The sequence below is a fragment of the Bradyrhizobium sp. IC4059 genome, from assembly GCF_020193615.1.
Lineage (GTDB): Bacteria > Pseudomonadota > Alphaproteobacteria > Rhizobiales > Xanthobacteraceae > Bradyrhizobium > Bradyrhizobium yuanmingense.
This window is the reverse complement of sequence record NZ_JADYVH010000003.1, coordinates 232280-250932: the sequence shown is the minus strand read 5'-3', so window position 1 is coordinate 250932 and position 18653 is coordinate 232280. Positions and strand designations below refer to the sequence as shown.

Sequence of the window (18653 nt, the reverse complement as noted above, 5' to 3'; positions counted from 1 at the left end):
TCGTTTTCGGAGGACTGCCCTTTCGGCTCGCGCGGGCCACGTTTCGTTTGCAAAATCACGATCTGCCTCTAGCCCTTCTTAGTCCGGCAGTACCCAACACACGCCTCTCCAAATGCTTTGAACAGTTGCTTGCTGAGGAGGTCGGTTGAGACGTGCCATTCGGGGTGCCATTGCACACCGATTTGCAGCGTCGGAGCGCCAATCACTGAAGCTGCCTCGACCAGACCGTCAGGCGCCCACGCCTCGCGCCTTAGCGCTGGGGCAAGTGCCTCGATGCCTTGATTGTGCAGCGAGTTGACTTGCGCTTCGATCGTCCGCGCGATTGGAAACAGTGCGCCATAGGATGATATCCTGACGCAGTGCGCGGCATCGTACTGACGGTCCCTGGGACGATTTGGCTTCTCGGCATGCATGGCGCCGCTTTCTCGGCTCCACTCCGCAAGCGATGGGCGGAGTGTTCCGCCGAAATAGACGTTGAGTTCCTGAAGCCCACGGCAGATGCCCAGAATAGGCATTCCGAGGGCGATGGCGCTCTCTATGGCTACGGCAGAGAGCCTGTCCCGGGGACGGTCAAGGATCCCAGGCTCAACATCCCGCCGATCAGGATCCGCAAAGGATGCGGGCGCTGACAGGACTGCGGGGTCCACGTTTGATTCATCGCCTGTCAAGACCAGACCGTCGAGCCGGCGCATGATGGCCGGGGCGACCTCCTCCATAGCATCTTCCGCGTCGACGGTCGGCAATATGACACAAGCCACTCCAGCATGACGATGGAGTGCCTGCACGTACTTGCGCCGTAACCAGTCGCGATGCACACCATCGACCAGAAGACGGTTCGAAGTGACGGCGACAACGGCTTGGGTGCGCTCGGGCTGTTGCAACCTCACGCCACCTTGCCTCGCGTGCGAACCCCGGCAACGGACTGCTCATACAGCCGTCGATTTCGCTCTTTCAACTGAGTTATGACGCTAGGTTGACCTTGAGGTCCCTTGACAAAGAGCCCGCCCCAGGTGGCGGCGACCTTCGCGTAGTTCGGATCCTGCATTCGGATTTTCTGAGCCTTGCGCAACAGCCAAAACGGGATGCCGGGTGAAAGGTGATGCTCAAGGTGGTACTCATCCAGATTCTGTCCCAGGATGGCTCGTTCGAGGAAGCTTCCTTTCCTATTCCTGGTGAGATAGACGTTCTGCGTCTCTGTTTCGCACATGGGTGAGTGCTCAGCGAGTTCGATAAACCAGCCGAGAACCTGAAACGTCGTGAGATAGGGCACGATCCAAAACAGGACGACGATATGGAGCAGACCAAGAGCATATGACCCGACCAGGATGCTGAACCAGAACAGATAGAAGCCATACCTGTCGACAAGTATGCCTGAGCGGCTCTGCTCTTCGGTCTCCTCGATCGAAAAACGATTAGTCCAAAGATACTTCAGATACGCTACTGTCGCGCCGCCGAAGATCGGCTTCCAGATGATGTTGAAAGCGTATCTCTCTGGAGGCTGCACATCGTAGACGCCGCTGGCCAGGAAAAACTTCAGGTCGGGATCCTTGTCCGGGTCGCCGAGATAGGGATGATGCAAGTAGACATGTGAGATCCGGTAGGCCCAGTGGCGTTGGAACAAGGGATAGGAAGCGAACAGAATGCCCAGCACATAATTCCAGGTCGTATTCTTCGCGAGCGTGCGGTGAGCCGCATCGTGAGCGATGGTTGTCAATCCGCGTTGATAGGCACCGATCAGGAGAACGGCCAGCGGGTAGAACCACCACGAGACAGACACGGTCGCAAGCGTGCACGCTGTGATGACAGCGTAATCTTTCGCAATGTAGGCGGCCCCCGTGATGTTGTCCGGCCTTAGCTCCGAAAGCTGCTTATTGATCTCCCGACTGAATTGAACGGCCTCATAGCGTGATGACCTCAGTTTCCAAGCGTCTGCCTGATTCATGAGAACCTCTTCCTGATCGCCTTGCAGGTTGTCAGATTGCGGAAAGCGCCTTGTCCAGATCGCGCAAGATGTCGTTAACATCTTCGATGCCGACACAAAGCCGGATTGAGCCGCCAAATATGCCGGCCGCTTCGCGCTTTTCCCGCGGGACAGTGGTGTGGGTCGTCGAGACAGGATGAGTCACGAGCGTGCGGGCATCTCCCACATTGGAAACGTGATACATCAAGTCAACGTTCTGGATGAACTTGCGCCCGGCCAGCTCGTCTTCCACTTCGAACATGACCATCGCCCCATGTCCGTATTCGGCGTTGAGTGTCTGATCGACGATTTCCCGATCGGCGCCCTCAAAGAGCCCCGGGTAGAAGACGCGACGCACTTTAGGATGCTCCTTTAGAACGCCGGCGACGATCCTGGCATTAGCGCAGTGCTGCTTCATGCGAAGCGGCAGCGTTTCAAGCCCTTGGATCAGTTGAAAGCTCGCAAACGGGGCGATGGCTGCACCCGTATCGCGCAACCAGGTCATGCGAGCCTTGAGGAGAAACTCGCTCTTTCCTAGATCATCGACATCGCGCACAGCGTTGTGCCAGACAATTCCGCCATGCGCTTCGTCGGGACCGTTGAACAAGGGAAAGCGGGAGGCTCCCCGATAGCTAAATTTGCCGCTGTCAACGATTAGTCCGCCGAGGGTCGTGCCATGACCGGATATATATTTTGTTGCAGAGTACGTCGTAACTGCGGCGCCCAGGTCTGACGGCCGACATACCAGCGGCGTGGTCGTATTGTCTACGACCAGAGGCACGCCGTACCTTCGGCCGATTTCCGCCAGCTGTTTGACCGGGAGCGGAATCAGACAGGGATTCGAAATTACCTCTCCGAACAGGCAAATCGTGCGATCATCAATGGCACGTTCGAACGTCTCGGGCCTTCGGGGATCTGCTGTCCTCACGCTGATTCCCAAACGCTTTAAGGTGTTGTGGAGCAGGTTCCAGGTATTGCCATATAGATACGGAGAGGCAACAATATTGTCCCCTACTTCGCCACTTGAAAGGTTGATGATAGCAAGGAACGTCGCCGCTTGACCTGACGCAACGGCGAGCGAGTCGCTGCCCATGTCGACAGCGGCGTAGCGCTTCTCCAGCGCGCGGGTCGTCGGATTGATAATCCTCGTGTAGGTGAACCCATCCGCCTTGACGTTGTAGACGTCAGCGATGTGATTTAGATCGCCATCGAGTTCATAAGCTGTATTCTGGTAAATCGGCACTGCGACGGCTTTTGTCACCGGGTCGCGTCGATAGCCCGCATGCAGAACAGCAGTCTCGGGGGAAAGCCGCAGCTGCCGGTCCCCAGCTGATTGAGCCGGCATCTTTACGCGCGCCCCATATGCCTCTTGGCCCGACGCCGGCCTTGCTGACCGGGCCTGACCGGACCGGAAATATGTACGAAAGGCGCATCCCAACTGCTCAATCCAGCTGGATTGGATTTGCCCAATGCAACCGACCCGAAAGCTCCGCGTCGCAAGATGCAGCTTCGAGTAGACGTAAAGATTATGGGCCGCCAAGTGGCGATACAGCCCATCGAATCCTGGCTGGTCCACTATTCCGGACGGCGCACTGAACGCAACACAGACCGGCGACTGCAACTCGGGGGACAACAGCGGAGCCACTATCCCTTCGAGTTCCTTGATGAGGTCGTCTCTGACCTTCTCGTACCTGAAGCGCCTGGCATCGATGCCTTCCTCGTGCAGAATCTTCAAAGCCATTGTCGTTGCCTGAACGACGTGGGTTGGAGGGGTCGACCGCCACTCACCCGTGCGCTCGAGCGAGCGCCATTGATCTCTCACATCGAGCACAAACGATCTCGGTTCTTGAGTCGCATTCTCCAGCAGCTCGCGCGAGGCGATGACAAACGCAACTCCCGGCGGCCCTTCTATGCACTTGTTGCTCGATGTGACCAGTACGTCAGGTCCACGCTGGCTCAGATCGATATTGAGGGCGCCGAAGGAACTCATCCCATCGATGATGGTCTTTACGCCACCTCGCCTCGCCACCTCCACGATCTCGTGCAGCGGATTGACGATTCCGGTCGTCGTCTCACAATGCACGAAACACAGGTGCGTAACGCCGGGATTTCGGCTCAGATACTCGCCGATCTCTTCCGGATCCAACGGATCGGTCGCGCGCTTGACAAGCTTCAGTGCCTCGACACCCCACAGCCGCAAAATTTGTAGAATGCGCTCGCCATAGATGCCGTTTACGCAAACGAGCGGCCTGTGGGCTCGGGACACAAATGAAGAGAGGGCCGCCTCCATTGCAAAGGAGCCACCTCCTTGAATAGGCACCACCGAATATTCCTCAGCGTTTCCCAGCAAGTTGAGCATCAGCCGCCTCATGCAGGCGGTCACCTCCTTGAACTCGTCATCGCGAGACGCGAGATCAAGCTGCATCTGGCTCCTGACCGCCAGCGATAACGATAATGGACCAGGCGTCAGCAAAGACCGCTGTCTTGTCAAACCATTCCTCCTAACATTGTATTGGTCGATGACCTGGAGTACGCACAGCAGGGAGCGCCGTGGCGCGCGCCCCGTTTCTCATCAACAGCTTCGAATGAAGCGACATGTATCGTGGACGCGTTTCGCGTCGGCGCCCGAAAAGGCTGTCGGATGACAACCTCCATATCTCATCGCGGATGGAGATCGATGTTTCACAAAGCTCCTCATTGATGCCCTTCAGACCTCCCAAATAGCCTTTGGCACTAAGCACTCGGGCGCAACCGGCGCCGACGTTCGCTCTCATCCACTGTCACGTCTGTGCAAGCTTGAGCGCGATCGCCCTCTTGCAGCTATGAAGCGCCAGTCTGCGGACAATTTACGTGTGAGCCTGTCCGGGCGATGCAGCCAGGAGACGACGTGCCCGGATTATCAATGCCTGGCACACTCGATGATCGTGGTTCGCAGCGGGAGTCTAATGCGTTGCTTTGGACTTGATACATTTGCACTCCGTCGCTGGTTGGAGGATCTGGGACGCTGATGTCCATTTCGGAGATCGTACAACTTGACGTTACGGGCGGTTCAACCCTCTCCGGGGATTTTCTCACGTAAATTTTCCTGACGTACTCTCATTTGGCGGCGACAAGCTGACGTAAGCAGCAGAGGACAGAGGATTCACAGCGCGGTTTGAGAGTTCAATTTGGACCTATCGTAAGCATTCCGCCTGCAAGCGCGAGCTGGACCGCAGTGAGGGCTAATCGGCCCGTTTACGGTAACCGATGTTCCGCTCCCACGTTGTCCTCGCCGCCGTGATCTGTGATCGCGTATCCATGAACGAGCAACGGGAATTTCTCCATGGAGAGTACATTGGAGTTTCTCACGACCAGAAAGTCTGGACGTGAGCCGCATCGGCATTGGCCGGACGAGATCAAGGCGCAGATCGTTTCGGAGAGCCTTCGGCCCGGAGCGTTGGTGAATGAAGTCGCAGAGCGCTACGGCCTGAAGCCGAACCACCTTTCCACCTGGCGGACGATGGCGCGGCAGGGCAAGCTGGTTCTGCCACAACCCGAGGACGCGGCGGAGTTCGCAGCGGTCATCGTCGAGCCCCCATTTCGGAGCCGCTGCTCAAGAAAGCCAACCGCCCCGAGATTCTCTTCGGCTCTGTGACGATCCGTCTGGAAGAAGACGCATCTGCCGCCCGGATCGCCTCTGTCGCGCTTGCATGCGCAGGTTCCTCATGATCTTTCCATCAAACCGCGTTCGGATCATGGTGGCGACCAAGCCCGTCGATTTCCGCAAGGGTCACGACGGATTAGCGGCGCTGGTAAAGAACGAGCTGCACAAGGAACCGTTCACAGGAACGGTCTTCGTATTCCGATCCCGCAAAGCGGACCGCCTGAAGCTGATCTACTGGGATGGCAGCGGTCTGGTGATGGCCTACAAGCGGCTGGAGGAGCACACGTTCACTTGGCGAGATATCAGGGACGGTCTGATGACCCTTGGGCTGCCCAGTTCGAGGCGCTGTTTGCGGGCTCGACTGGCGTCGGGTTCGTACCGTTGAGGCAAGAGCACCGACCGCAATCGAATAGGTGCGGCACGATGACTCGAGCGAGAAATCCGGACGGCGAGTAGAGTTTGACAAACTTCCGGCATGTTGGACGCCGCCGATTTGCCGGACGATATTGCTGCCTTGAAGGCGATGCTGCTCGCAGCTCAAGCGCGTGAAGTCCGCAAGGATGATCGGATCGAACGGCTAGACAAGCTGGTCGCCGCCTTCAAGCAGGCTGCCTTTGGGCGCAAGTCCGAGAAGTCTGATCCCGAGCAATTCGATCTCGCATTGGAAGACCTGGAAACCGCCATAGCGGCCATCCATGCCGAAGATGAAGCCGATAGCCCCTCGGGCAAACCGAGCCCCAAATCTCGCGCCGCCAATCGTGGCTCTCTTCCCGCCCACCTTCCTCGTGTCGAAGAGATCATCCAGCCGGAGAGCTTGATCTGCAACTGTGGCGGTGGCCTGCATTGCATAGGGGAGGACGTATCCGAGCGGCTGGATGTCATCCCTGCGCAGTTCCGTGTCATCGTTACTCATCGTCCAAAATACGCCTGCCGTGCCTGTACCGACGGCGTAGCGCAGGCTCCAGCACCTGCACGATTGATCCATGCAGGATTGCCAGGCGACCATCGCGCATGTGCTGGTGTCCAAGTATGCCGATCATCTGCCGCTCTACCGCCAGGCCCAGATCATGAACCGCCAGGGGATTGATCTCGACCGCTCAACACTCGCCGACTGGGTTGGTCGGGCAGCTTTCGAACTGCGTCCGGTTTTCGATGCCTTGCTTGCGGACCTGAAGCGGTCAACGAAGCTCTTCATGGACGAGACCCGTGCGCCGGTGCTTGATCCAGGTTCTCGTAAAACCAAGACAGGATACTTCTGGGCGCTGGCCCGTGATGATCGACCGTGGGACGGAGGTGCGCCGCCGGGGATAGCCTTCACCTATGCACCCGGTCGCGGCGGGCTACATGCCGAGCGGATATTCCGAGGATTTACGGGCATCCCTCAGGTGGATGGTTATGCCGGATATAATCGGCTGATCGCGCCGGATCGTGTTGGGCCGAACATCCAACTTGCCTATTGCCGAGTAGGCGGGGATGTTGCCAACCCCGCCCCTCACAGACCCGGACGAGCGGATTACCCGCATCCGGTTCTTCACGCGCAAGCTTCGCTCACGGTACGGCACATTGGTGGACGATCTTGACTGTCGGCAGCGGGTGTCGCGCGAGCATGGCCCGGAAGCGCGACCACGGCAGATTGCTGTGGCGGCCACGCCGTGCGAGCCATTTCTTCCATATCCGCATGAGCTGGTGGTGATACCATCTGATCCGTCCGCCGTTGCCGGAGATGCCGTAGTAGGCGCAGTGCCCCCGGATCACCCGCGACAAGTGCGCGTGCTGTTCCCGGAACGGACGATGCAGGTTGAGCCGACACCATTCCGTCACGGATGCGAGCGCGTGGGCATAACGGTCTTTTGCCGTTATTTGTCGGACGACATTCTTACCCCTCCTCGATTGACCCCACACATGGGTGAAGCCAAGGAAGTTAAATGTGGTCCCCGCCGTCGCGGGATGACGCCCACCGGGGCGTTTGAACCGGAAGTCTACGAAGCGGGTCTTAGTCGGATGGAGTTGAAGCCCGTACCGACCGAGCCGCTTACCCAGCACATTCAGCAATCGCCTGCCGGACAGATGGTCCTCGAAGGCGATCACCGCGTCATCAGCGTATCGCACCAGTTGGCACCGCCCCTTGAGCCGCGGTCGCGCCACCCCCTCGAACCATTCATCCAGCACATGGTGCAGGTAGATGTTCGCAAGCAGTGGCGAGATCACGCCGCCTTGGGGCGTTCCACCAGTCGAGCGGCGTAGGATGCCCTTTTCGAGCACCCCCGCCTTCAGCCATTTGTCAATCATCCTCCGGACAATGCCGTCCGTGACCCGTTGATCGAGGAATCGGCGGAGGTGCGCGTGGTCGATGGTGTCGAAGTATTTTGAGATATCGACATCCACCACCCACCGCAGCCCTTGCTCCATGAACCCTGTACGCAAGGCGCGCAGGGCATCGTGGGCCGATCGTCCCGGTCGGAAGCCGTACGAGCACGGCAAGAAGTCCGTCTCGTAAATCGGCTCCAGCAGCAGGAGAATCGCTCGCTGCGCCACCTTATCCTCCAGTGTCGGAATGCCCAGTGGCCGTTCGGTGCCATCCGCCTTGGGGATGTAGTGCCGTCGCACCGGCGGCGCGATGTAACGGCCGGATTTGATGCGCGCCAGGAGATCATCAAGGTTGAGCTCCAAGTTCGCCTCATAGTCCGTTGCCATCATGCCGTCGACGCCGGGCGCGCCATCCTTGCGCGTCAGACGATAAGCCTGGAGCATCCATTCACGGTCGATCAGGTGATGCAACGAGGTCAGCACCCGCTCGGGATGTTGCCTCGCCAGATCAGCTATCCATTGTCGTTTCGTGGACAGGTTTGCGGGACTCAGCGTTCCCTCCCGTGTTTCTCGTCAATGGGTCTTAACGCGTGGCGGCTCCCTTCCCTCGAGCGGGTCCCGGTGAGCCCAGTTCCCCGCCTTCCTCGGTACTACCAAGCCGCTACGACTTCCCGCCGTGCATATCCGTCGACTTATGTCTTCGCTTCGGGATTCCACATGCCTTGGTGTTTTCGTGTTCGCGTACGCGCTCCCGATGCTCGCCAAGTCGGTCATCGGGCCTGGAGCTTTGTTGAGGCCGGTGCTCCGTACCGGCTTTCCACGTGGGCACGAACGGGATCTCTCAGGTTTCCTGGTGACCCGTCCCGTACCTTTGCCCTGCTCTGAGACCCCGGCCGAACCGGTGAACCTGACCATAGCGGCTTTCCCGATGCTGCCCCCGGACCCAACACGGCGAAGGCTTCAGCAATCACATGATTTCGAGGCTGCCACAGGGCTTAAGTACCCGCTGTCTACGCTTCACGAGCGACGTTGCCGTCACCCATGCAAGACTCGCTTCCGGCTGGCGGGCTCCGCCTTTGCCGGGAGGGCGTCGAACCCTCTGGGTCACGTTGAAAGGTTTCAGATCACATTCTTCCTCCTTTCCAGGACTTGTCCTGACGCAAGTTGGGCGCATGCTTGTCGTAAACTGGTCGAGATCACTCGCACCGGATCAGCGCCGATTGCCGACGAAGGCTTGAAGCGGATCGGTGAACTCTATCGGATCGAGGCAGAACTGCGCGGTTCCGCACAAGCTCGCTCGCCGGGCGGCAGGAACGATCAGCGCCGCTAATCGCGGACATGAGGGTTTCGCTGACGCATCATCGCGCCCGTGTCGCGGGCAAGTCGCCGCTCGGTGAGGCGTTGGCCTATATCGCCAAACACTGGGATGTCCTTTGCGTCTTCCTGACTGACGGCCGGATCGAGATCGACAACAATACGGTTGAGCGCACCATCAGGCCGATTGCGTTGAACCGGAAGAATGCCCTCTTTGCCGGACACGATGCAGGAGCGGAGAACTGGGCGACCATCGCCTCACTCATCGAAACGTGCAAACTCAATGCCGTCGATCCGTTCGCCTACCTGTCCTCCACACTCACCGCCATCGTAAACGGGCACAGGCAGATGCATGTCGACGTGCTGATGCCGTGGAACTATTCGCGGCGGACAAATGGCTAAAGTTTGCAGGATGCCCTGATCGAACGAGCAGTCACCTGCTGAACTGTGATAGCTGTTCGACAATAAGCACGATTGCGATAGTGATCATCGCGACACCGGAAGCTTGTGCGACCAGCCGAGCAATGCGTGGTCTGGTTCGAAGGACAGCACGTGAGGTGGCCGACACTGCTGTGTAAATCACGGCACAATTGATTATGTGAACTACGCCCAGCAAGGCGATTTGTGCCGATATCGGCCACGTAGACAGACGACTGGTGAACTGCGGTAGGATGGCCAGGAAGAGCAGCAGCGCTTTAGGGTTGATGCCGCTGATACCAAAGCCGCGCGTCAGCCACTGATACCAACTTCCTGTCTGCTGTTGACCTGCTTCCGGAAGGGGCGGGCTCCGTGAAACCGCAAGCCCAAGATAGAGCAAGTAGGCCGCGCCGATCAGTGTAAGCCCAGTTAGGACAGACGGCACGCTGGCGACGATGGCTCCCACACCAGCGGCTACTACTGTCGTGACTGCTACGTACCCCAGCAACATTCCAGCCACGGCAGGCACTATCGCACGATCCTTCATGCCTGCCGATATCGCGTAAGCCCAATCGGCTCCTGGTGTCAGGACAAGTGACAGCGACAAAGCCCAAAAGGCGGCGACCAAACCGATTTCCATCTCATGCACCTCTGATTGCGAGATGCGGATTTTTACGGCGTCGCTGGCGAAATGTGCTCCCAAATTATTGCAATGAACGAGCGATCTGAGGCATATTCTCTCGCATGGACGCAATTGACCGCAAGATACTTGCTATTCTTCAACGCGAAGGACGCATTTCTGCTACCGACTTAGCGGAGCGCGTCGGTTTAAGCCTTTCGCCTTGCCATCGTCGATTGAGAGCGCTGGAAGAAGCCGGAGTGATAACGGATTACAGAGCCTCCGTAGAGCCATCGAAGCTGGGCCTTGGGTTTGCGGCTATTGTTTATGCGACTCTTCGCGAGGGGAGCAGAGAAAACGTGTTGGCGTTCGAGAAGGCGCTGCTCGGGGTGCCCGAGATAGTCCAAGCCCAGCGACTCTTCGGTGAGCCTGATTACATGCTTCACGTCGTCAGCAAGGACCTAGCTACATTCCAAAGACTGTACGACGACAGCCTTCTCGCCCTGCCACACGTCATGCGCCTCAATTCGACGTTGGTGATGAAAAGTGTAATCCCGAGCCGACCATTCCCGATCTGATCTCAGGTGGGAGGAAAACACCGCTTACGCTTCTCCGCGTTGCCGGCGAGATCACTCCTGCATCGCTTTGCTGTTATCGGTTGACTCGAGAGGACTTTGCCGCCTGCGGTCGAGTTCGACTTGATGATTGAGCGATCCTTGCTGGCCGCTTAGCAAGGATCAGTAGGTACCTTTCGGCGAGCGGCCGTGCGACAGAGCATGTTGTCCTGATTTGCTGGGAGTGCGTCGAGCCGAGTCCAGATGAGTGGTACAGGTCCATCTTTCAAATCGATCGTCGGCAGAATCCATTGTTCGCTACTACACGCCGCTCGCCGCGAGACATCTCACCGGGCGATCATGGCGGCGAAGGTACGGTGATTTACGGCGCTCAAACGCCTCAGCCGGCGAGCCACCCATCACCAGCACTCGGTGAGCGCAAGTACCTCGCCCATGAGGCACTCTGGTTCGAGGATAGTCACTTCCGAGCCGTTCTGCTCGCTTTGATTCCTCCGCAGGCCCGCTCGTTGATGTGCACTCGCGTTCTACGCGGTCTAAAGTGCGGTCGAGCGCGTCGATGGCTGACCAGAGCGGCTCATCGAGAGATCATTCTTTGTCGCTTGGCCAGCGATGAGCTCCCTTAACTTTTCGGTCGCGTCAATGGCCGCCTTCATGGCAACACGATGGAAGGAGGACTGGAGCATGACGCGAACACGCAACGGAGCTCCGTAGCGCAGGATGCCTAATGGTCGCGGCAGCGTTGCCTCGCGATGAAGGTGCTGGGCGTACGCCGACCGTGTTCGCCTACGAGCGGCGGCCAAAAGGAAGCAAGCTTGCCGGACGTTACCATAGGTCACGACAGGATGGATCGCGACCGATTGCTCGCTTCAGATTGATCAATATACCTGGAGTAAGCCCAGGCTCGCCGGATAGCCAGCCCCGGAAAACCGCGGCCCGCGCTTCGTACTGTGCGGGAGAGTAAAGCCGCCCGAGTTCGCGGCCCGGCGCGGCTTTAAAGGCAGATCGGCGTGTCCTTGGCCGCACGCGCAGCAAGAAGCGCGAGGCACCCCCCTCAACCTAGTGGAAGTCGGACTTCCTCTCTGGCCTTTCTCACCGCATCGTAGATTCTGATCTGCAGCATGGGACGGCGTCTCTTGAGCTCCACCGCTCCATCCTTGCTCGCGTACTCGGTTTTGAATTGACCATCCACTTCGAGCACATAACCGGAAGCTGGGAGTACACGAGAGGGTGCGACCATTCTGTTCCTTTCGAGCGAAAAGTTTGACCGCAGGTCCCGCCTGAGCCGCGCCGGAAGGATATTGTGCGAATTGATGACCTGGCGCGAGCACATCTAACCATCAAGAATTGAGCGCGCTATCAAGACATCCACTACCGCTTTCGCTGAATGCTCTAGGTTCTGCTCCATGGTCCTGAGATGAATATCCGGTGTTTCTGGTGCCTCGTAGCAGGCGTCGATTCCGGTGAAGTTCTTGATGTTGCCTGATTTCGCCATTGAGTACAGCCCTTTCGGGTCTCGCCGCGCGCATTCCTCGATCGGCGTATCGACAAAGACTTCTATGAACTCTTCGTCGCCAACAAGGATGCGCACCCTGTCCCGTTCGGCTCTCGTGGGCGAGATGAACGAGCAGATCACAATCAAGCCGCTGTCCGCCATCAACTTGGCAACTTCACCGACACGCCGAATGTTCTCCACGCGGTCCGCCTCCGAGAAGCCCAGATCGGCGCTTAATCCGTGTCGGAGGTTGTCGCCATCCAGCAGCATGGTATGCCGCGACATCGCAAACAGCTTTTGATCAACGAGGTTCGCAATCGCCGACTTTCCCGCGCCAGACAGGCCGGTGAACCAAATGACGCAAGGCTTTTGATTCTTGAGCGCGGCACGTTCCCTCCTATCCACGGATAGGGCTTGCCTAGCAATATTGGCGGTCTGCCGCAGCGGAACGGCAATCATGCCGGCCCCCGCCGTACGATTGGTGTAACGATCGATGACGATGAATGATCCGGTCTTCCGATTGACGTCATAAGCATCGAATACTGCGGGCATTGTGGTCGCAACATTACAGAAGGCGATCTCGTTCAACGAAACCATCCCGGCGGCCAGATGCGCACAAGTGTTGACGTCGATCCGATGCCGAATTTCGGTAATGCTGCCGGAAATCGTCTGCGATCCGATCCGCAGGATGTAATTGCGTCCGGGAGCGAGCGGCTCCTCGTCCATCCAAATCACATAAGCAGCGAATTGGTCGGCGACCTTCGGTTGATCGTCCGGTCGGGACAGAATGTCGCCGCGGCCGATATCAATTTCGTCTTCCAGTGTAATGGTCACCGCATCCCCGGCTTCGGCGCCGACAAGGTCGCCACCGTGGGTCACGATCCGCTTGATGCGCGTGGTCCGTCCCGACGTGGCGACAATGATCTCATCCCCCGCCGAGATCCTCCCCGAAACCACCGTCCCGGCATAGCCCCGAAAATCCGGATTTGGCCGGTTCACCCATTGTACCGGAAAGCGGAAAGCCTGGCTTGCGGTGCCGGACTGGATGTCAATGCTCTCCAAATATTCAAGCAGGCAGGGACCACGATACCAGTTGGCACGCGCGGAGCGGTCTACGACGTTGTCGCCGTATCGCGCCGAGATCGGGATCGGAACGATCGAGGTGAAGCCGAGACCGGCGGCGAAGGCCATATAGTCGCACGCGATCCGATCGAAGCACTCCTTGTCGTATGCGACAAGATCGATCTTGTTCACTGCCAGCACGATATGACGAATACCGAGCAGCGCGCAGATAAAGGAGTGGCGGCGCGTCTGAACCATCACGCCTTTGCGGGCATCGATCAGGATAATGGCGAGCTGGGCTTGCGAGGCGCCGGTAGCCATATTGCGGGTATACTGCTCATGGCCGGGAGTATCGGCCACCATGAAGGAGCGCCGCGGCGTAGTGAAGAAGCGGTAGGCAACATCGATCGTAATGCCCTGCTCCCGTTCGGCCTCGAGGCCGTCCACAAGCAGCGCGAAGTCGATGTTATCCCCGGTGCTACCGTACTTGATGCTGTCGCGTTCCAGCGCCGTGATCTGATCGTGGTAGATCATCTTGCTGTCGTGCAGTAATCGGCCGATCAGCGTCGATTTACCGTCGTCCACCGAGCCACATGTGATGAATCGTAGCTGATCCTTCGTCCGGGCCGGAACCGGTTCCGTTGTCGGCTCTGTAAACATCAAAAGTAGCCTTCCCGCTTCTTCTTCTCCATTGAAGCGGCTTCATCGGTGTCAATTAGGCGCCCCTGGCGCTCCGACACGGTCGCGGTCTGCATTTCTGCGACGATACCTTCGATCGTCGTCGCATCGGATTCGATAGCCCCGCTCAAGGGATAACATCCAAGGGTGCGAAAGCGGATCATCCGCATTTCCGGCGTCTCGTCGCAGTTAAGCGGCAATCGCTCGTCGTCAACCATGATCATCGCACCATTTCGATGAACTATCGGTCTTCGTTTTGCGAAGTAGAGCGGAACGACCGGAATTTTCTCGATCATGATGTATTCCCACACCTCGAGCTCGGTCCAGTTTGACATCGCAAACACGCGCATGGTTTCGCCCTGGCGAATCCGTGTATTGAACAGGCTCCAGAGCTCCGGCCGTTGGTTACGGGGGTCCCATACATGTCCAGCCGAACGGAAGGAGAGTATCCGTTCTTTCGCGCGACTTCTTTCCTCATCGCGCCGGGCTCCGCCAAAGGCGGCATCAAATCCGTGGAGGTCGAGCGCCTGTTTCAGCGCGTCCGTTTTCATCACCTGGGTATGTAGCGCGGAGCCGGAATCGATCGGATTGATCCCACGCGCGCTGCCGTCCTTGTTGACATGGACAATCAGGTCGAGGCCGAGCCGCCTGGCTGTCGCGTCTCGGAAGCTGATCATCTCGCGGAACTTCCAGGTCGTATCGACGTGAAGCAGGGGGAAAGGTATTTTTGCCGGATAGAACGCCTTGATCGCAAGGTGTAGCAAAACGCTTGAATCTTTTCCGATGGAGTAAAGCATGACGGGCCTTTTGAACTCGGCGACCACATCACGCATGATTTCTATCGATTCAGCTTCGAGACGGTGCAGATGTTTTGGCAGCATATATCTTGTTTTCGGTGCAGGATCTCTGTTCTTCGCCGCTCTATGGCTCCAGCCCAGAGCGGGGAATATCCGCGGCAGAAATGGCCGGCCAAGGCGCACGGCTCGTCAATGAGGCCAAGACCCGTTCGACAGCACACTTCGGACGCGGCAGCATATCGCATTCTGCCGCTCGTACGGCCGGCGTGCGGCACACCTGATCGGAGATCAGCGTGCCGGTTAAGTTGGCTAAATCAACCAGCGTGGCTTGATCACAAGCATTCAGAGTCCTTAGGAGCTCCCGAGGATCTGCTCAAGCCGCGCGACCTCGCCTCGCAACATCTCGATAGCTACGTCCCGGTTCTCCGAAATGTTCCAAGTAGTGTGGGCCGACTCTCCAGCGTGAGATAAGCCGGACAGTCCTCCCGCCTTGGCACTTCGCAAATCCCACCAGGTTCGGAATATCCGACGATAGAGTTCGGTTACTTCCCGTCCCCTGTCCAGAACTCCGGCTTTCTGGGCATGCAGCAGTTCCTGCTCATATCCGAGTTCCACCAAAAGCTCGGCACCGACCAGATCGGTCACGGTTTGCATCTCTTCGACGCTCAATTGAGATTGCCATGATTTGACAGAGCTTTCGTCGATGGTGTTTCGTTCCAGGATTTTTCGGTCTCCAAAGCTGCTGGACTGAAGATAATCTACTCGTCCCATGCTCGCCGATGCGACGCCTCCTGGATCACAGCCGAGCGCTGTCAGTAGACGCTGGATTTCCTCGTCCGGGTGCGCCACGAGCAGTTCGTATTGCACCAAATGAGTCTGCGGGCGAATACGTTGCGCGGCGAGCCTAGGAAGACCCAAAACCAAATCGGCCAGTGAAGATATTATGCCATCGGGCAGTCGAAGCATGAGGTCAGCGAGACTGGATACGCTCACCGGCTGCGCGCTTTCTGCCCGCAGTGGGATGCCCCACGTCGATTTCAGTGAAGCGGCGATGGCGTAGGGATTGCGCATCAGAAGGATGTGTGGCGATTCCGGATAGACGGATTCAACAAATTCAAGTGCCGTCCAATAGCGTGGTGTCTTATCTATGATGATGCGCTTACCCGCTTTTGCCAGATACTGATCGTATGCTGCATCTGCAAAAGCGCGGCTAACGATCGTGCGATCTATCCGTCCCAAGAATTCGGAGGTGGCGGCCTCAATTAGAGAGCTGCCGGCCGGATGACGCCGATCCACCTTGCCAATTGCTTCAAGCGCCAGCATTAACCAGGGTTCAGGCGGAGCCACAATGTCTGGATGGAGCTGCAGCAAATGTGCCAGGAGTGTGGTCCCGGATCGTGGAAGACCAAGGAGAAAGCACACCTCAGGTGAACGACCAAAACGTCCGCTCATCATTCAGACACTCGTGCTTGGCAAGCGCCATCTGTCGGCGCTAGCTCGATTGGGCGAAACAAAGCCGGCCGCCGGATCACATGGGGGCAACCGCTTGCGTACAAGGAGTCGAAAGGACAAGAATTTTGTCTGCCACTCATGACTTGAGACCCGTTCAGTCCGATCGGGCGGGATCACAGAACGATAACTGCAATCGCTTCCCCGATTGCTCGACCGATAAAACGAAATCAAGCAACAGCTCAATTGCACGAAGATTGACTGCAAATATAGCAAGGTTGAAAAGAACTATACGGACGTTTGCCAAAGACCGCGCGCGGCACATCATGCGCTGGGGCATTGAAGAGGTAACTGCGACATGCACGTTGCTGAGGCTCGGCATACACAAACAATTTAGGCATATGAGCGGAGTGCTGCAAAGAAGCAGACTATAACGCGAACATCACACATGGCAGGACGCAGCAATCTTCTCAGCGCGGTAGCGATCCAGACGCTACTTCCAGTGAGCACCGCCGTTGGTCGGCCAACACACTGGATCGGCCGTTCATGTGGGAGATCCTTGATTGGGCCATCACCAAGGTAATGTCTTCACTGCCGATTGGTCACAACCGTTGAGACCACGTCTAAGATAGTCCGTCAATAATGAGAGGATGCTGGAGCTCCCACCGCGACAGTGAACCAGGATCCAAACACTCTCTCAGCGCGGATCCGTAAAGCTAATTTCCGACAAAATTTCTATGGGTACTGAGGGCGGCCCAGCGAGCCGCCCTATCGCGCCAGTACCAGCGCTGCTCAAAACTACCGTTGGTGTCCGAGCCCGATTCCAAGATGCAAGGCCTTCTGGCGGAGCGCACCGACGCTGCGTTTGGTCATCTTTGCTATTTTTATGACCGGGGTTCGGGCCTTCGAATGGACTTTGAGCTCCTTGATATCTGCCCTCGTCCATTCGCGCCGCTTAACGCGTTTCTTGGTTGCTTTCTTCACGATGAATGCTCCTTTTGAGAGGAGCGGCTTGTAGCATAGTTTTCACGGCACGACGACCGCAAAAAACAGACAATATGATAGAAGTGGCGCCAGCGTATAACTTGGTCATGCCTTCCAAACGCGAGACGTCTGGGCTAGACCAGCTGTGGAACTGTAAACTTCATATACACCTCGCGCTCTGAGAACGTTCCAATCAACGCCCTTCTATTCGCAGCTAAGCAACTGACACTCTCTGGAATGAGTAAGCCAACCCCGAGATCAGTTTAGCCGACCGTCGTCTCGACCACGCTGATGTGCATGAAGAGGCCAGATTCTCCATCCCTCAGGTTAAATCAAGCCAATATCCCTAGCCGCGTTGAACAACTTCGCAATACCCATTACAACGCCACTGTTTCCAAATGTGAACTTCGAGGTGTAGTTGAGTACATCACCATCAGCAAGGGGGTGATCGGCTGACCGTCACGCCGGCAGCGGTTTACGTGGGCTCAATCGCTTGCCGTGGGGCGCTTTCTGCCCGCGTTCGTTCCCACCTGCGAAGTCAAAGGGGCGGTTGCTCAGCTTTCGGCTGTTGCGCGATTTGTCGCTCAACCTACGCCTGCATAGCACACCGATCTAAGTGTTCGAGCGTCTCAAAATATTCCCTTCCCTCCTCGCTGAGGATCCAGCACCCGGCCTCCCGCATCAGCTTTGGCCGAAAATACCGAGTTGGGGCGCGCGGCTGCGGTGCGCTTCATACGAGCTGCCACTCCGGGCCGCTGCTATACAGATAGCCAATGCTGCTTAACGACTTCGATGCTTGCCCGACCGTGCGGCTGGCCGGCAGCATCTTGAGGTAGACAGCTGAAAACTCACGCACACGCCCTTGACCCAAGGAAAAGCCCGACAACGCCTATTTTGCGGTAAGCTCCAGAGGCGCGCCCCGCCTCAAAAGAAGGCTTCCTCCTTAAGCCCAATGCGCGACACCCGCCTGCTGTCGCCGCGGTAAGCACCGCTTTCGACGGCATCGGCCACATCCTGCCCGAAGTTTCCGAAGAACGGTTCAGCATTAGATAGCTGCGTTGACTAGGAGTGTGACGAGGTCTCAAGTGTCGCCTTGGACCGGTACGAGATCAAACGACGTCGGTGGTAACCACGCTGTTGTACATCTTGACGAATGACGTCGCTCACGGAACGAACCGCCCGCTTCTTTCTCTTCCAATTGCCGTCCAATCCCGCGGGGATCCCAAAGCCTGTCGGAATGACCAAAAGATCGTGTCTTTGGTTCAAATAGATATCGAACATGTGGTGTCTTTTATGCACGAGCGTAGACCGGCCGTTCATCGGTTTGGTGACATCGAAGCAACAGTCTCCCTTAAA

General features: G+C 57.6%; 12 protein-coding genes and 2 pseudogenes. 5 read left to right on the top strand and 9 right to left on the bottom strand.

Annotation, left to right across the window (positions count from 1 at the left end; genetic code table 11):
* Positions 1–68: 68 nt before the first annotated feature.
* The 3 genes from I6F12_RS11440 to I6F12_RS37475 are packed head-to-tail and all read right to left on the bottom strand — an operon-like array spanning position 69 to position 4385.
* Positions 69–887, bottom strand: coding sequence for a gamma-glutamyl-gamma-aminobutyrate hydrolase family protein (locus I6F12_RS11440; RefSeq protein WP_036016012.1), 819 nt, complete (start codon positions 885–887; stop codon positions 69–71).
* A complete protein-coding gene (gene rtxC / locus I6F12_RS11435; RefSeq protein WP_225138400.1) occupies positions 884–1942 on the bottom strand; it encodes a dhydrorhizobitoxine desaturase in 1059 nt (352 codons plus the stop codon). The genes I6F12_RS11440 and rtxC overlap by 4 nt, the downstream gene beginning before the upstream one ends.
* Before the next feature lie 31 nt (positions 1943–1973).
* Positions 1974–4385, bottom strand: coding sequence for a 2-aminoethylphosphonate--pyruvate transaminase (locus I6F12_RS37475; RefSeq protein WP_338129117.1), 2412 nt, complete (start codon positions 4383–4385; stop codon positions 1974–1976).
* Positions 4386–5294: 909 nt separating this feature from the next.
* On the opposite strand from I6F12_RS37475, the gene I6F12_RS11420 reads away from it, so the two are divergent.
* From I6F12_RS11420 to I6F12_RS11410, 3 genes and pseudogenes are all read left to right on the top strand, one after another.
* The gene (locus I6F12_RS11420; RefSeq protein ID WP_225156261.1) at positions 5295–5594 is read left to right on the top strand and encodes a transposase; all 300 of its coding nucleotides are present in this window, start codon (positions 5295–5297) and stop codon (positions 5592–5594) included.
* A 70-nt stretch (positions 5595–5664) separates the two neighbouring features.
* Positions 5665–5988, top strand: coding sequence for an IS66 family insertion sequence element accessory protein TnpB (gene tnpB, locus I6F12_RS11415; RefSeq protein WP_225126465.1), 324 nt, complete (start codon positions 5665–5667; stop codon positions 5986–5988).
* Positions 5989–6078: 90 nt separating this feature from the next.
* Positions 6079–7063: pseudogene (locus I6F12_RS11410) on the top strand (IS66 family transposase); the annotation flags it as partial.
* An 88-nt stretch (positions 7064–7151) separates the two neighbouring features.
* Here I6F12_RS11410 and ltrA read toward each other — a convergent pair.
* A complete protein-coding gene (gene ltrA, locus I6F12_RS11405; RefSeq protein WP_225156259.1) occupies positions 7152–8393 on the bottom strand; it encodes a group II intron reverse transcriptase/maturase in 1242 nt (413 codons plus the stop codon).
* Positions 8394–9075: 682 nt separating this feature from the next.
* On the opposite strand from ltrA, the pseudogene I6F12_RS11400 reads away from it, so the two are divergent.
* A pseudogene (locus tag I6F12_RS11400) lies at positions 9076–9626 on the top strand (IS66 family transposase); the annotation flags it as partial.
* A 31-nt stretch (positions 9627–9657) separates the two neighbouring features.
* On the opposite strand, the gene I6F12_RS11395 reads toward I6F12_RS11400, so the two are convergent.
* A complete protein-coding gene (locus tag I6F12_RS11395) occupies positions 9658–10281 on the bottom strand; it encodes a LysE family translocator (RefSeq protein WP_225126462.1) in 624 nt (207 codons plus the stop codon).
* A 104-nt stretch (positions 10282–10385) separates the two neighbouring features.
* On the opposite strand from I6F12_RS11395, the gene I6F12_RS11390 reads away from it, so the two are divergent.
* Positions 10386–10838: an Lrp/AsnC family transcriptional regulator gene (locus I6F12_RS11390; RefSeq protein ID WP_036016017.1), complete on the top strand. Its 453-nt coding sequence runs from the start codon at positions 10386–10388 to the stop codon at positions 10836–10838.
* Positions 10839–12165: 1327 nt separating this feature from the next.
* Here I6F12_RS11390 and cysN read toward each other — a convergent pair.
* The 4 genes from cysN to I6F12_RS11370 form a co-directional block, all read right to left on the bottom strand.
* Positions 12166–14049, bottom strand: coding sequence for a sulfate adenylyltransferase subunit CysN (cysN, locus tag I6F12_RS11385; RefSeq protein WP_036016018.1), 1884 nt, complete (start codon positions 14047–14049; stop codon positions 12166–12168).
* Positions 14049–15005: a sulfate adenylyltransferase subunit CysD gene (gene cysD, locus I6F12_RS11380; RefSeq protein WP_085969306.1), complete on the bottom strand. Its 957-nt coding sequence runs from the start codon at positions 15003–15005 to the stop codon at positions 14049–14051. Before cysD ends, cysN begins: the two co-directional genes overlap by 1 nt.
* 210 nt (positions 15006–15215) lie before the next feature.
* Positions 15216–16319, bottom strand: a complete 1104-nt coding sequence (locus I6F12_RS11375; protein ID WP_275969508.1) for a sulfotransferase — start codon at positions 16317–16319, stop codon at positions 15216–15218.
* Between the two features lie 792 nt (positions 16320–17111).
* Entirely contained in the window at positions 17112–17297 is a 186-nt protein-coding gene (locus tag I6F12_RS11370; RefSeq protein ID WP_074448398.1) for a hypothetical protein, read from the bottom strand.
* Between the last annotated feature and the right edge of the window lie 1356 nt (positions 17298–18653).

What these genes read in the sequence shown, in the direction of transcription:
- rtxC (WP_225138400.1), bottom strand. Translation starts at nt 1,942, where the DNA reads ATGAATCAGGCAGACGCTTGGAAACTGAGGTCATCACGCTATGAGGCC.
- I6F12_RS37475 (WP_338129117.1), bottom strand. Translation starts at nt 4,385, where the DNA reads ATGCAGCTTGATCTCGCGTCTCGCGATGACGAGTTCAAGGAGGTGACC.
- tnpB (WP_225126465.1), top strand. Translation starts at nt 5,665, where the DNA reads ATGATCTTTCCATCAAACCGCGTTCGGATCATGGTGGCGACCAAGCCC.
- I6F12_RS11395 (WP_225126462.1), bottom strand. Translation starts at nt 10,281, where the DNA reads ATGGAAATCGGTTTGGTCGCCGCCTTTTGGGCTTTGTCGCTGTCACTT.
- I6F12_RS11390 (WP_036016017.1), top strand. Translation starts at nt 10,386, where the DNA reads ATGGACGCAATTGACCGCAAGATACTTGCTATTCTTCAACGCGAAGGA.
- cysN (WP_036016018.1), bottom strand. Translation starts at nt 14,049, where the DNA reads ATGTTTACAGAGCCGACAACGGAACCGGTTCCGGCCCGGACGAAGGAT.
- I6F12_RS11375 (WP_275969508.1), bottom strand. Translation starts at nt 16,319, where the DNA reads ATGATGAGCGGACGTTTTGGTCGTTCACCTGAGGTGTGCTTTCTCCTT.